This is a genomic window from Corynebacterium sp. HMSC064E10, assembly GCF_001812505.1.
GTDB classification, from domain to species: Bacteria; Actinomycetota; Actinomycetes; order Mycobacteriales; family Mycobacteriaceae; genus Corynebacterium; species Corynebacterium amycolatum.
Window position 1 is genome coordinate 61,274 of record NZ_KV809174.1, and the last position, 13,702, is coordinate 74,975.

A 13,702-nucleotide genomic window follows, 5' to 3' on the forward strand; every position below is an offset into this window, starting at 1 on the left:
AAGGCGTTAGTTGGCTTCTTGTCGGAAGGTCTCAACTAACAGCTAGAGGCTAGTTCAGTTCCGACTTCGGCTTGCCGTTCTGTTCTGCCAGCAGGTCACGAATCTCGGTCAGCAGGTCAGCCTCGGTGACCTCCGGCTCAGCGGAGGTCTCCAGGCGAGCCTCACGCATCGAGTTGAACTTGTTCATCGGAGCAACGATGACGAAGTAGACAACCGCTGCGACCAGCAGGAAGTTGATTACTGCGGTGATGACAGCTGCAAAGTCAAGGTAGGTCGACGGGTTGCCGCTGATGATTTCGAAGCCAAGGCCAGTAACCTCAGCGCCACCGATGGTGTTCAGCAGCGGCTCGAGCAGGCTTTCGGTGAAAGCAGTGACGATTGCGGTGAACGCAGCACCGATGACAACACCGACCGCCAGGTCGATGACGTTGCCGCGCATGATGAACTCTTTAAAGCCCTTAAGCATAGGAAATTTCCTTCTGTAGAAACGGAACAAACCAAACGAGACCTGTGAGTCATCGCGTAGCTCAATGCAGGCCCATACGATTTCAGAAACAGGGAAGTGCGCTGTCCGGCAGTGTCACTCTTCTTAGTTCTAATCGTAATTTTGAATTGCCGAGCCATTGTATCCCGACACCAAGTTATGGGACAAGTCAACTTTCTACGGAAAACGCTGTTCAGGGCCATGAAATCTTGTAATCAGTGAGACTTTGGTCACTAACCCGAGAGTAACAGTGTGAGCGGGGACGTTAGCGATGTCGCTGCCACCACCTCCGCGGCACCAGTGGGCAGTGCAACCAAAACCACCTCTTCGTCGACGATGTTGACCACCTTTGCCCCGTGTGCAAGCGGCGCTGCCATCCCGCGCTCATCCGCGGTCGACACAATATCCACGCTGTCACCAGTGCGAAGAGCGGACACGATGCCCACATCAGTCAACGTGATGGCAATAATTTTGCTTTCCGACATCCCAGTCAACGACTTGGCTAGTGATGGGCCGACCATTCGCTGCTCTGTAAGTATCTCTCCTGGTGACATGCCGGTGGCCAGGGTGCGTCCCCGCACAGCAGCGATGTCCGTTACGGCCCCGCCAGGAACGAGATCCCGGGGAATGTCCTTGAAAGCCACATCTTGTTCTGCCACCGATGCGCCACCGGCAATGGATTTGGCGCTAATCATGACCCGGATATGGCCGCTGCGAGGTGTCAATGACTCCACCGCCGCCAGTCCGACGGCACATAGGAAAACTGTGACTGCAACTATTCGCCGAATAGTTGCGGGGCGGGGCTTTCGGAATGGACGCGGAAACCGGGACGAGTGTTTTGGGTTCATATTAAGTTAGGCGCGAAAAACCCGGAATCGGTTCCATTAAACCTGTGAAATCCCCGCTGGCGTGATCACATAATCGGCGGGAACGTCGTGCTCATCGTAGGCAAGCTCCGTGCGCAACTCGGTGTCGAAAACCGCAACAGCGATGACAGCAGCTCTCGCCCCATCCGTATCGCCGTCGCGTCGAGCGAAAACCAAGCTGCGATCGTAATAACCAGCGCCACGCCCTAACCGCATCCCAGTTTGGGGGTCGGCCGCAACTGCCGGCAGAATAATGGCGTCGGCAACACCTAGCTCCTTCGGGCCGGCGGCGCTTTCCATCGAAACAGGTTCCAAGAGTCCAAATCGCCCTTTGCTGAAGCCGTCGGTGTAGTAACCCCAGTGCAGCGGCTGTGGCGGACCGGGCGGGCAGACGGGAAGCAGAATTCGTGCTCCGGGAACCGCGTTGGCCAAAGCCTCCACAAAGCCCTGGCCGGGCTCACCATCAGTCGAACTAGAAACGCTTGCACCGGGCTCGTCGCCAGCGGGGACATAAGCGGCGATGACGGGTTTTGTGAGGTCACCGACGGTATTGGATAACCATTCTTGCAACCGCTGTACCAGTGCTTCGTCGTCAAGCATGCGCTCACGCTGCCCCTTGGCGGCGCGTGCGGCGAGTACCTCGTGCCGTGTGCGGGTTTTGAAATCGGACGTGGTTTCGGGAAGCGGAGCCATACCTGCAAACCTACTCTGTCAGGTAGGGGAGCGGCCTCGGTCGTCAGCGCAGGAGAAAATTTCTGATTGACGCGTTGAAAAAAGCGGGGTCAGCCTCCGAGCAAATGGAAGTTATATAGGTATCGTTGCCATTATGGTCTCATCGTCTAAAGAGTCTGGTTCGGACATGACTACTCCGGTTCGAACTGTCATCGTTCCTGCCGCGGGCATGGGTACGCGATTCTTGCCTGCCACCAAGACAGTGCCGAAAGAATTGCTGCCCGTGGTTGATACGCCGGGCATCGAGATGATTGCTGAAGAGGCCGCCGCCACTGGTGCGCAACGCCTGGCTATTGTCACGGCGCCGAGTAAGGATGGCGTGCTGGGACACTTCGACCCACGCCCGGATCTTGAGCAGACTCTCGCCGAGCGTGGCAAGGACAAAATTGCAGCGAAGGTACGCCGCGCCACCGAGGTCATTCGCGTGGAATCCGTTGTCCAAGATCGACCGCTGGGCCTGGGGCATGCGGTGTTGGTCGCAGAGCCGCTGCTCGAAGACGATGAGGACAGCGTTGCTGTCATGCTTCCCGACGATCTCGTGCTCCCAGTGGGCGTGATGGATCGCATGACGGAAGTGCGCGAGCGCTTTGGCGGCTCGGTGCTATGTGCGCTGGAAATTCCTCACGAAGAGGTCTACAACTACGGTGTCTTCGATATTGAGGACGCCACCCCGGCGGAGTCGGGTGAGCTCGGTGAGAACGCGGCTGATGCTGATGCTTGGGACGATGTGAAGCGAGTCAAGGGCATGGTGGAAAAGCCGGACCCTGCGGATGCTCCATCCAACTTCGTGGCAGTCGGACGTTACTTGCTCGATCGTGCCATCTTCGATGCGCTGCGCCGCATCCCGCGCGGTAAGGGCGGCGAATACCAGCTCACCGATGCAATTGAGCTGCTGATTCAAGAGGGGCATCCGGTTCATGTGGTCGTCCACAAGGGGTTCCGCCATGACCTGGGAAATCCTGGTGGCTTCATTCGCGCTTGCGTAGACTTTGGACTCAGGCATCCGGACTACGGCGAGGGGCTGCGCGAGTATATGCAGCAGCGTCTGGCGCAGGATGAACAGGCTTAAAGCCTTTTTATAGAGGCTGTACTTATCTAGAGGCTTGTACTGAGAAGCTGAATAGCCATAAAGCGCACCGCGGGTTGGTGCCGAGGAAGGTAAAACATGCGTTCTGTGGAAGAACAGTTGGCGGCAATCACCGCGCACGCTGTGATGCCTGATCCTGTGCGCGTTGCTATTTCGGAATCCCTCGGCATGCTGTGCGCTGAAGATGTCATCGCAGAGCAGCCGTTGCCGGGATTCGTGCAGTCAGCAATCGATGGTTATGCAGTGCGCGCTGTCGATATCGTCGGCGAATCTGGTTCTTTACCTCCGGATGCGCGTCAGAGTGATGTTGATTTTCGCGAGGTCGAGCTGCCTGTTGTCGGTGAGGTGACAGCCGGCTCTCACCACCCGATGCGTCTCCAGCCGAAGCAGGCCGTGCGCGTACAAACTGGTGCGCCGCTGCCATCGCTTGCCGACGCTGTCGTGCCCCTAAACTGGACCGACCGCGGTGGCCGTCGAGTTAATGTTCTCCATCCGGTCTACTCCGGTGACTTTGTGCGGAAGGTCGGCGACGACGTGCAGCCGGGTGACGTGGCGGTGTCTTTGGACTCGGTAATTTCGCCGTCGCAGGTTGGATTGTTGGCAGCAGTGGGGCGTTCGAAGGTTTTGGTGCACCCCAAGCCGCGTATGTCCGTGATTTCCATTGGTAATGAGTTGGTCGATGTTGACCGCACGCCAGGCCTCGGTCAGGTCTACGACGTCAACTCCTACGCGTTGGCAGCAGCCGGCCGCGATGCTGGGGCCGAGGTGCACCGAGTGGGTATTGCCACCGGTGAGCCCCGTCGCATCCGGGAAATCATCGAGGGCCAGCTCATTCGCAGTGAGCTCTTGGTCATCACGGGGGCTGTCGGCGGTGCCGCGGGTGAGCAGATTCGCCGTGTGCTGGCTGAATTGGGCGAGGTTGATGTTTCCCGCATCGCTATGCATCCTGGTTCGGTCCAGGGCTTTGGTCTGCTGGGAGATGACAAGATTCCAACGTTCCTGCTGCCGTCGAACCCGGTCGGCGCATTGGTCGTTTTTGAGGTTATGGTTCGTCCCCTCATTCGACTGGCCCTGGGTAAGCGCAATCCTCGCCGCCGCGCTGTCACAGCTCGTGCTGTCGGCCCGATCGAGTCGGCGGAGAAGCGTCGCGGGTATATCCGTGGTCAGCTCATGCGTGACCGTGAGACCGGCGAATACATGGTGCAGCCGCTGGGAGGTTCCGGCGGTGCGCAAGCCCACCTTCTGGCCGGCATGTCGGAAGCCAACAGTCTCATCGTGATTCCGGAAGACGTGCTACACGTGCGTCCTGGAGATGTCGTTGACGTGCTGTTCATGGCGCGCCAAGCCTAACCACACCCCACTACCGCGAGTATCGTTGCTGTGCGTACTTCCCGTCTAATAACCAGTGGCGGCCGAGTCCGCCTGCGTGTGCCAGAGCGAACTGATGCCTCTACATGGCGGGCACTGCGGCTGCGTGATGAGCCCATTTTGCGGCCTGTGGAGCCAACCCTCGACGACGACTGGGATAACGCCCACAAGGTTTCCGTTTTCCGCCGTAACCTTCGCAGTTGGCGTCGTTCAGAGGCGGCGGGGGAAATGTTTGTTTCCACCATTGAGGTAGACGGCCAGTTCGCCGGCATGCTCACGCTCGGAGGCATTACGCCTTTCCCCGTCGCTCACGCCTGGATTGGCTATTGGGTCGGCAGCAGCTTTACATGTGGAGGAGTCGCCACTGCTGCAGTGGCGTTGGCGTCGGATTATGCCAAGAAAGTTGGCGTCCACCGAATTGAAGCGACTGTGTTGGACAGCAATGTCCCGTCGATACGCGTGCTGGAAAACTGTGGGTTCGAGTATGAGGGCGTGGCGCGGGAAGCCTTCCATATGGATGGTGCGTGGCGCGATCATCTGACCTATGCGCGGGTGGGGGAGGACAGTGCAGTGGACCTCATCGTGGCGAGTGGTCGTGCGCAATATGAAGAGGCGGAGAAATACCCACCGCAACGGCGCGCCTGAGTAGTCTGAGCAGCGCACGCCGATAGGGTGATGACAACTCTACTATTGGGCGAGTTCGCTCTAGATACGCTGGCTGCCTTCGTAAATGCCTCTGTGGAAGGGCATGTGGGCGGTGTATTTGGGCCGGGGAGAGACGGCGAAACCCCGGGCGAAGTCGCAAGGAGACGCAGAATATGTCAACTTCTCTGTTGCTGATACTCATCGTTGTACTGTGGCTGTTTGTGCTGGCCCCGCTGGTGGTCAATACGCGCAAGCCGATTCGTCGTACATCCGATGCGCTAGGTAAGACCCGCGTGCTGCATCGTGGTGGCGAGGAGCTGGCCACGACGCGCCGCCGTCCGTCTTTTAAGGAGTCGGACGTGCGCGTGGCCGAAGAAGTCGACGATTCTCTCGAAACCGTTGACGCGCAGGTCGACGATGACTTCGATGTCAGCGACGTGCTTATCGACGACACCGTGGACGAGGCGGCCGACCCGGCCGTCGTCGACGGCGATATCGTCTACGAGCTGGAAGCAGCAGATGCAGAGGAGGAGGCCCCGCAGGCGGATGATTCCGCTACCGAGGAAGCCACTGCTGAGTCTTCTGACCGCTCTGACATGGACGTATCCGATGATGAATCTGCAGACCAGTCGCTACAGGCTGTCGTTGATGACGAGGATGCTGAATCTGACTCCGCCGTCGCCTCCGCCGAAGGTGACGTGGTTCGTGCAGATGAGTCTTCTTCCGATGTGAGCGTTGACGTTCGCCGTCAATTCGTCGACGCCGATGACTTGATGTTCGAAGATGCTGTTGAATCTGACGCTGATTCCGGTGCCGCGGCTGACGCTGAGCACGTTGACGCTGAGGCTCTCTCTGAGACTGAAGAGGAAGCAGACACCGTAGACGAGCAGGCAGAACTCGATGCGACCGTCGAGAACGACAGTGACCACGCTGTCGAGTCCAACGATGACGCAGTCGCTGTCGATGACACCTTGACCGAAGATGATTACGCGTTCGCTGAGAAGCGCCGTGGTCGCGGTGGGTTCGATCCGATTTCGGATGCCCAGTACGCTGAGACTCGCTTTGCTCGCCGCCGCCGTTCTGTTGCTGGGCTGGCAGCGTTTATCGCAGTCACGGTCATCATCGCTGCTTTCGCCGGTGGTTGGACCTGGTGGATTCCACTGGTCGGCGTCGGCTTGATGACCCTGTACCTGGTCAACCTGCGCCGCACCGTGCGTGCAGAGCAGGAACTGCGGGCTCGCCGAATTCGCCGTATGAAGATGGCCCGCCTCGGTGTGCGTAACCGCGAGGATGATGAGCTGGGAATTCCACAGCGACTGCGCCGTCCCGGCGCGGTAGTAGTCGAGCTTGATGATGAGGACCCGGATTTCGCAGATCTGGCCTACACTGACTACCGCTTTGATGACGACGATTACGACGAAATGCCGCAGGCTCGCGTGAGCTAGTCCTGTGAGCTGAGCCGTAGAACAACCTTAAAGTTGTCTGAGCACGTCAGCGCGATTTTTTGTTAGAAACTCGGCCTGTTACGATGTCACTACCTAAGACATGACACACCGGGTGTGTTTGGCGGAAGGCTTCTCCCGAGGGGTTGGGAGAAGCCTTTTTGCATGTTAAAGTCGCTGGCCTTTCGCTGCCGCAGTGCTACCGTGCTTTGACCGTGCCGTCGGGTAGCATGTCCCTCATGGATCGACCGGTAATGCGCGATATCGCGCTCGTGATTCTCCGCCTAATACTCGGAATTATCTTCATCTGCCATGGCTGGGACAAGATTTTTATCACCGGTATTGACAAGACGACCGGTTACTTTGTCGCTGCGAATATCCCGCAGGCGCACTTGACGGTCTGGGTTGTCGCTCTAGTCGAACTGGTCGGAGGCGCGTTGCTGATTCTGGGACTCTTGGCCCCGACGGTGGCGATGGTCTTCATCATTGAAATGATTGGTGCCTGGTGGTCGATGCACCTGGGCAATGGTCTGTTTATCCGTGACAACGGTGCGGAGCTCGTGATGTCACTCATCGGTGGGCTGGTGATGATTTTCGTTTTCGGAGCCGGCCGTTTCAGCTTGGACAGGCAATTCATCAGATAAGACCTCATTAGGTACAACCCCCTTAAGAGTTAAAAGCGGAGGAGATTCCCCGTGGAGTGCGAGGAAATTCGCGCAGCATTGTCAGCTCGCCTCGATGGCGAGCAGGCAAGTATTGCCGATGAAGTCATCGATGCCCATCTTGGGGCCTGCGAGGAGTGCCGAGCTTGGTACGAGCGAGCGGTGCGGCTGAACCGCGCCCTTACGGTTGGGCCTGCCGATGGTATGCCGGAGGTTTCCACGGATGATCTCTCGGAGCGCATTTTGGTCTCCATCGAACCGGAGCGCCGCCGGCGTGAGCGCGCATGGCTGCTCATAGCCGGCACCGCCCGCGGGGTGCTCATTGCGTTGGGACTTTGCTGGGCGGTCTGGGGGATTGCGACGCTGGTAGACGCCTCCGACATGATGACGCTTGGACTTTCCTCGACACAGCCGCAGGACGGTGCAGGAATCGCAACAAGCACGGGAGCGCCTATCGACGGTTCCACTGCCACCGTTGACCCAATGGAGCTCGGAGCACGCCTTGCCATTCAACTCGCGGCAATTCGGCTTGCATTGGCAGTGGGATTGTTCTGGGCTGCTTGGCGGCCGCGCGCTGCCATGGGCATGGCGCCGGTCTACGGTGCCGTCGCCACGTTCAGCATCGGTTTTGGTATTCGTGACATTCTCATCGGTGCCCAGGGAGCATCAGAGATCGCTGGCCTGGCATTGATGTTTGTCTCCGCTTTGACGCTGGCCGTTGTGTGGCTGGGCGGCTATACGCCGACGGCAATCGCACAGGCATGGCGGGCCGCCTCGGGGTTGCCGGTCACAGGCGTGCCACCACAGCGGGACTAGCTCCAAGATGGCAACCAGAACCGCCATTCAAAGTGGTTGAGAGGCAGCGGGTAGCCGGTCAAAATTGGCAGCCAGAACACAAACGCGGTCACCACTAGTGCGGCGTGCGTGCCAACGATTACCAACCCCACCGGCTTACCGCCGGGCCGCCAGTGTGAGAGATCGTCGGCAAGCAGAGCAAAGGCGATGAGTACGAATGGAATCAGCGCGGTGGCGTAGAAAAAGTACATCTGCCGGTCGTAGCCGATGACCCACGGCAGCCACGAGGCGAGGAAACCGATGACGGGCAGCGCGTAGCGGCCGTCGCGGCGGCCGAGCCAACGCCATGTGGCCCACAGGACCACGGGGACCAGCAACCACCAGATGGGCGGGGTGCCAAAGAGCATCATCCAGCCCTTGCACTCCTGGCCGCCACTGCAGGTGGTTTCGGTGGAGTAGTAGAGCATTGGCCGCCAACTGACCAGCCACTCCCAAGGCTTGGACTCCCAAGGGTGTTTGTGGCCATTAGAGGTGGTCAGCTCGGCGTGGAACTTCAGCACGCTGTTTTGGTAGTGCAGGTAGTTCTGCAGGGCCTCGGGAAGCCAGTCGGTGCCGGGGAGTCCCGTATCGCGGTCTTCGGGTGAGACATGGCGATAGACCGACGTTTCTTCGGCGAACCAGGAACGCCAACTTAAGAAGTAAACGCCCAGCGGGACTACCACCAGATCACGCAACGCCGGGGCGGTATCACGGGAGAGTGCGCCGAGCACGGGTTTGTGCGCACCGGCATTCTTGCGGGAGACCAGATCCGTGAAGACGGACCACAGACCGAATGCGGCCATGTAATACAGGCCAGACCACTTCACCCCGGTGGCAAGCCCCAGCATGATGCCGGCGAGCAGTCGCCACCAGCGATAACTGAGATAGGGGCCGAAACTACCTAGCTCCGTGGCGGATTCCAGGCGCTTGCGGGCATCGGCCTGGTCGATGAGAAGTGCCCACGCGGCCGCAGTGATGAAGAAGGTCTGAATCATGTCCAGCATGCCGACCCGGGAGGAGACAAACAGCACTCCGTCGGCAAGCGCATAGAGACCAGCGATACCCACTGCCAACCGCGAGCCGCGAGAGATGCGTCGGACGATGTCCATGAGCAGCAGTATGACCAGCGTGCCACACACCGCCGACATAAACCGCCAGCCCATTGGTGAGTAACCGAAGATCCATTCGCCCAAGGCGATGACCTGCTTGGCCACTGGCGGATGCACAATCAGACCGTAGCCGGGATTGTCCTCAATGCCAGACGAGATGGGGTCGCGGGTGGACTCCAGAATCTGCCATGCTTGCGGCACATAGTGCTTTTCATCGAAGAGCGGGGTGCCATTGTCGGTCTTGGCAGCAAGCCCGATGAAACGGGTTAGCGCTGCGACGATTCCGAGAACCACAAAAGTGGCGGTATCCCATTTGTCCCACCGCCGCAGTGGCGGCAGCGAGGGCACCGGGGGAATCGGGCGCAGGAAACGCTTTTTCGCGCGGCGCTCGGTTTCCGGTGGTGGGGTTAAAGCGGCATCGGTCACGAATGTCAGTTTAAGCTATGGAATCATGACGCATTCGGCATCGAACTTCCAACCGCACGAGAACGCGCCTCTTAGCGAGGCAATGACGCTGGCTCCTGGCATCACTCTGGTGGCAACGCCGCTGGGCAATATCGCCGATGCCTCCGACCGCTTGCGCGGTGCGCTTATCGACGCCGATATCATCGCCGCGGAAGACACCAGGCGGGCACGCAACCTGGCCACAGCGCTGGGCATTTCCCCCAAGGGGAAGTTTGTTTCGAACTTCGATCACAACGAAGAGAGCCGCACTGAGTCGCTGATTCAGGCGGCGAAGGCGGGACAGAAAGTCATTGTGGTGACCGATGCGGGGATGCCGGTGGTGTCGGATCCTGGCCTGGCTGTGGTGGCGGCTGCACATGATGCGGGCGTGCCGGTGTCCTGTGTACCAGGACCGAGCGCGGTGACTACCGCATTGGCTCTCAGTGGTTTGGGTGTCGGCCACTTTTGCTTCGATGGTTTTGCACCTCGTAAACAGGGGGCGCGCCGGGCATGGTTGGAATCACTGAAGACAGAGAAGCGGGCCTGTTGTTTCTTTGAGTCGCCGCATCGGTTGGCTGTTACGTTGGCCGATGCTGCGGAGATTTTGGGTGAGGAGCGGCGCGCGTCGGTAAGCCGTGAGTTGACCAAGCGTTTTGAAGAGACTCGCCGTGCGACGCTGGGGGAGTTGGCGGCGTGGGCGGAGGAAGGTGTCCGCGGCGAAATTACGGTGGTGATTGAAGGCGCGGGGCAGCAGGCAACGGAGGTATCCACGGAGGGCTTGGTTGACCGCGTGGAGGAGCTCGTGGCTGATGGCATGCGACTGAAGGATGCCGCGAAGCAGGTTGCAGCAGAGGCGGGAATGACGAAGCATCGAGATCTCTACCAGGCCGTTTTAGCAGCTCGGGACGAAAATCGTTAACTGATTGTTACTTTGTGGCGGAAAATGTTCAAGCGCACGCCAGTGAACAGGGTAAACTCCGTTATTGGAAGTTTTTTGCAACCCATAAAAAATGAGGAAAACCTGAGAGAATCCACATCCTGAGTTGAAATCCCAGGTCAATGGTGGACATGGTGGAGGAATGACGAATCCACCAGAGCATGAAATACAACAAGAAGTAGGGGAGTCAGTCGTCGGCGAAGTCAGGGCCGACGATTCTCACGCTCCCGTGAACCTCGGGGTTACCATCCCCGCCGTTGTCGCAATTCTGGCAATCATCGTCTGGGGCCTGGCGTGGCCGGATAGTTTCTCTACGTTCGCATCTAGCTCTCTGAACTGGGTCGTGGAGAACATCGGCTGGCTGTTTATCTTGGCCAGTACCGTCTTTGTCTTCTTCATTGTGTCCATCGCGATTTCCAAGTTCGGTCACATCCGCTTGGGCAAGGACAACGAGAAACCCGAGTTTTCCACGCCTAGCTGGATTGCCATGATGTTCGCCGCCGGTATGGGCATCGGTCTGATGTTCTACGGTGTCGCTGAGCCGCTGACCTTCTATCGCGATGGCGTGCCGGGCCACGAGCCGAAGGAAGTCGGTACCGCCATGGCTTCGACGATGTTCCACTGGACTCTGCACCCGTGGTCGCTCTACGCCATCGTCGGTCTCGCAATTGCTTACTCGACCTACCGCCTCGGCCGAAAGCAGCTGATTTCGGCGGCGTTCATCCCGCTCATCGGCGCACGTCGCGCTGAGGGATGGTTGGGCAAGCTTATCGACGCGCTTGCGATTTTTGCCACCGTCTTCGGTACGGCAGCTTCTCTCGGTGTTGGCGTACTTCAGATTTCCGCCGGTTTGGAAATCAACGGGTTCAACGCCATCAAGGGCGCACCTTTGTGGATTGGTCTTATTCTCGTTCTGGGCTGTGCCTTCTTGGCCTCTGCACTGTCGGGCGTGGGCAAGGGCATCCAGTACATCTCGAACTTCAACATGGTTGCCGCAGGTCTGCTGGCTCTGCTGGTGTTGGTCCTCGGCCCTACCGTGGTGATTCTGAACCTGATTCCGACCTCCATTGGCAGCTACCTGGATTCCTTCTTTGAGATGGCCTCCCGCTCCAGTGCTTCCGCTGACGGCACCGCCGGTGAATGGCTCTCTTCCTGGACAATCTTCTACTGGGCCTGGTGGATTTCCTGGTCGCCGTTTGTCGGTATGTTCATCGCACGTATTTCTCGCGGCCGTACTATCCGTGAGTTCGTCTTCACCGTCGTCGCAGTTCCGTCGATTGTCTCTGCAGTGTGGTTCTCCATCTTTGGTGGCACCGCCATTACCCACGAGCAGCAGGGTGCGTCCATCTACGGTGACGGTTCGGCCGAGAGTCAGCTGTTCAATCTGCTGGAATCCTTGCCGGGTGGCGCGATTACCTCGGCTATTGCAATGATTCTGCTGGCTACCTTCTTCATTACCTCGGCGGACTCCGCCTCCACCGTGATGGGCACCATGAGCCAGTTCGGTCGACTCACAGCGTCGCGCACGGTCACTGCTATGTGGGGTATCTTCACCGCTCTGATTGCCATCGTCCTATTGGTCACCGGTGGCAGCGATGCCCTGTCGAACCTGCAGAACATCACTATTTTGGCGGCAAGCCCGTTCGTCATTGTTATCTTGGCGCTGATGGTTGCGCTGGTTAAGGGGCTTTCCGACGATCCGATGTACCTCGATGACAAGGAACAGCGTCAGTTTGCCCTGCGCATGGCTCGTGAGCGCCGCTTGGCGGAAGCGGCCGAACAGCGCGAGCGCCGCCGTGCTCGTAAATTGCGCAATTAGCTTTCCAACAGCAGCGGTGCGGCCTTGGCCTCAATCTCGGCCCATTCGCCCTCGGGTGTAGACCCGATGGTGATGCCACCGCCGATGCCAGCTTCGACCCGAACTCTCCCCGAGTTCGGGTCTTTTGTGTACTCAGCGGTACGAATACCGACATTGAGCTCAAGTGCATCCCCATGGGCCGCACCAATCGCGCCGCAGTGAGCGCCACGGGGTTCGGGTTCCCATTCGCGCAGAAGCTCAATCGCTCGCAGCTTCGGTGTACCGGTGACTGAGGCCGGTGGGAAGCAGGCTTCGATGAGCTCAGCGTGGCTGAGCTGATCGGGAAGTTCCGCGGAAACTGTGGAAAAGAGGTGCCACACGCCCGGTGCCGGACGCACACTGAGCAGGTCTGTGACCTTCACGGTGCCGGTCTTGGCAACTTGACCGAGGTCATGGCGCACCAGGTCGACAATCATGATGTTCTCGGCGACATCCTTGTCGCTGCGCAATAACTCGTTCGGGGACCGGTCAGCGGGAATCGTGCCTTTGATGGGAGTTTCAGTCACGCTTGTGCCTGCGCGGATGAGGAACTCCTCAGGGCTCAGCGAGGCCAGGATTGGAATTCCAACGTCGAGATTGCCGGGCAAGAATGCTGCTCGAGCCGGTTGATACCGCGCCACGCGGGAGGAAAACCACGCGCCGGCGTGGGCTAGTGCAGAGTCGCTCGCTGCCAGCTCCGCGTGAAAGCGTGTGGAAATGCAGGTTTGATACACCTCGCCTGCGGCAATTGCCTCCTTACAGTTTGTCACCGCAAGCTGGTGGTGTTCTCGGTCGCCTTGATCCCACTCCAGTGGTGTGGCCGCGGGGAGCGCGTCGGCACGCGTGTCTTCGTGCGAGTAGTTGATGGCCTCCTGAAGGGCTTGGAAATCCGGATTGAAGGGGTCACCGGTGCCGGGGCCGTCGAAATGCCACGTGCCGTCGTCGGCAAGCAACGCGACGCAGGTAGCGACCCCGTGCGCGCTGGTGCCGGAGTAGGGGCGGAACCCAAAGATCCACGCATCGGGGTCGGGGCTGGTGAAAAGCGCTGCCGACTCGCAGGCAGTGAGCTCGACGTTGGCGGCGAGAACCGCGCGATAACCGAACCAGGAGCCGATGAGTGCGGCGGGACGATGACCGGCAGCGATAAGACGCGCCAGCGCAGTGGTCGCACGCGAAGTGAAGTCAGCAGCCGAGCCGGAGGAGGTAGACCGAGTGGACATAGAACATAAGCGTAGTGACTGCGCATGCGTGCGAT

General features: G+C 59.2%; 13 protein-coding genes. 8 read left to right on the forward strand and 5 right to left on the reverse strand.

What is annotated here, in order from left to right:
• Positions 1–49 precede the first annotated feature (49 nt).
• The 3 genes from mscL to HMPREF2860_RS08610 form a co-directional block, all read right to left on the reverse strand.
• On the reverse strand, positions 50–466 hold the full coding sequence (gene mscL, locus HMPREF2860_RS08600; RefSeq protein WP_038626335.1) for a large-conductance mechanosensitive channel protein MscL: 417 nt from the start codon (positions 464–466) through the stop codon (positions 50–52).
• Positions 467–717: 251 nt separating this feature from the next.
• Entirely contained in the window at positions 718–1,179 is a 462-nt protein-coding gene (locus HMPREF2860_RS08605; protein WP_224786612.1) for an SAF domain-containing protein, read from the reverse strand.
• Between the two features lie 189 nt (positions 1,180–1,368).
• Positions 1,369–2,043 carry a 5-formyltetrahydrofolate cyclo-ligase gene (locus tag HMPREF2860_RS08610; RefSeq protein ID WP_038626331.1) on the reverse strand — a complete coding sequence of 225 codons (675 nt, stop codon included), beginning with the start codon at positions 2,041–2,043 and terminating at the stop codon, positions 1,369–1,371.
• 133 nt (positions 2,044–2,176) lie between these two features.
• Between HMPREF2860_RS08610 and HMPREF2860_RS08615 the strand changes: the two genes are divergently transcribed.
• The 6 genes from HMPREF2860_RS08615 (at position 2,177) to HMPREF2860_RS08640 (ending at position 8,102) form a co-directional block, all read left to right on the forward strand.
• Positions 2,177–3,151 carry a UTP--glucose-1-phosphate uridylyltransferase gene (locus HMPREF2860_RS08615; RefSeq protein WP_038626329.1) on the forward strand — a complete coding sequence of 325 codons (975 nt, stop codon included), beginning with the start codon at positions 2,177–2,179 and terminating at the stop codon, positions 3,149–3,151.
• A gap of 96 nt (positions 3,152–3,247) precedes the next feature.
• Positions 3,248–4,519, forward strand: coding sequence for a molybdotransferase-like divisome protein Glp (gene glp, locus HMPREF2860_RS08620; RefSeq protein ID WP_005511382.1), 1,272 nt, complete (start codon positions 3,248–3,250; stop codon positions 4,517–4,519).
• A gap of 30 nt (positions 4,520–4,549) precedes the next feature.
• Positions 4,550–5,182 carry a GNAT family N-acetyltransferase gene (locus HMPREF2860_RS08625; RefSeq protein ID WP_038626327.1) on the forward strand — a complete coding sequence of 211 codons (633 nt, stop codon included), beginning with the start codon at positions 4,550–4,552 and terminating at the stop codon, positions 5,180–5,182.
• A gap of 173 nt (positions 5,183–5,355) precedes the next feature.
• The gene (gene glpR / locus HMPREF2860_RS08630) at positions 5,356–6,627 is read left to right on the forward strand and encodes a divisome protein SepX/GlpR (RefSeq protein WP_070560148.1); all 1,272 of its coding nucleotides are present in this window, start codon (positions 5,356–5,358) and stop codon (positions 6,625–6,627) included.
• Positions 6,628–6,863: 236 nt separating this feature from the next.
• Positions 6,864–7,268, forward strand: coding sequence for a DoxX family protein (locus HMPREF2860_RS08635; RefSeq protein WP_038629133.1), 405 nt, complete (start codon positions 6,864–6,866; stop codon positions 7,266–7,268).
• Between the two features lie 51 nt (positions 7,269–7,319).
• Entirely contained in the window at positions 7,320–8,102 is a 783-nt protein-coding gene (locus HMPREF2860_RS08640) for a zf-HC2 domain-containing protein (RefSeq protein ID WP_038626324.1), read from the forward strand.
• On the opposite strand, the gene HMPREF2860_RS08645 is transcribed toward HMPREF2860_RS08640, so the two are convergent.
• Entirely contained in the window at positions 8,099–9,655 is a 1,557-nt protein-coding gene (locus HMPREF2860_RS08645) for a dolichyl-phosphate-mannose--protein mannosyltransferase (protein ID WP_038626322.1), read from the reverse strand. The genes HMPREF2860_RS08640 and HMPREF2860_RS08645 overlap by 4 nt on opposite strands.
• An 82-nt stretch (positions 9,656–9,737) precedes the next feature.
• Between HMPREF2860_RS08645 and rsmI the strand changes: the two genes are divergently transcribed.
• The gene (gene rsmI / locus HMPREF2860_RS08650) at positions 9,738–10,592 is read left to right on the forward strand and encodes a 16S rRNA (cytidine(1402)-2'-O)-methyltransferase (RefSeq protein ID WP_187401012.1); all 855 of its coding nucleotides are present in this window, start codon (positions 9,738–9,740) and stop codon (positions 10,590–10,592) included.
• 160 nt (positions 10,593–10,752) lie between these two features.
• Positions 10,753–12,429 carry a BCCT family transporter gene (locus tag HMPREF2860_RS08655; protein ID WP_038626318.1) on the forward strand — a complete coding sequence of 559 codons (1,677 nt, stop codon included), beginning with the start codon at positions 10,753–10,755 and terminating at the stop codon, positions 12,427–12,429.
• Here HMPREF2860_RS08655 and HMPREF2860_RS08660 read toward each other — a convergent pair.
• Complete coding sequence (locus HMPREF2860_RS08660) at positions 12,426–13,667, reverse strand: aminodeoxychorismate synthase component I (protein WP_038626316.1); 1,242 nt, start codon at positions 13,665–13,667, stop codon at positions 12,426–12,428. The genes HMPREF2860_RS08655 and HMPREF2860_RS08660 overlap by 4 nt on opposite strands.
• Between the last annotated feature and the right edge of the window lie 35 nt (positions 13,668–13,702).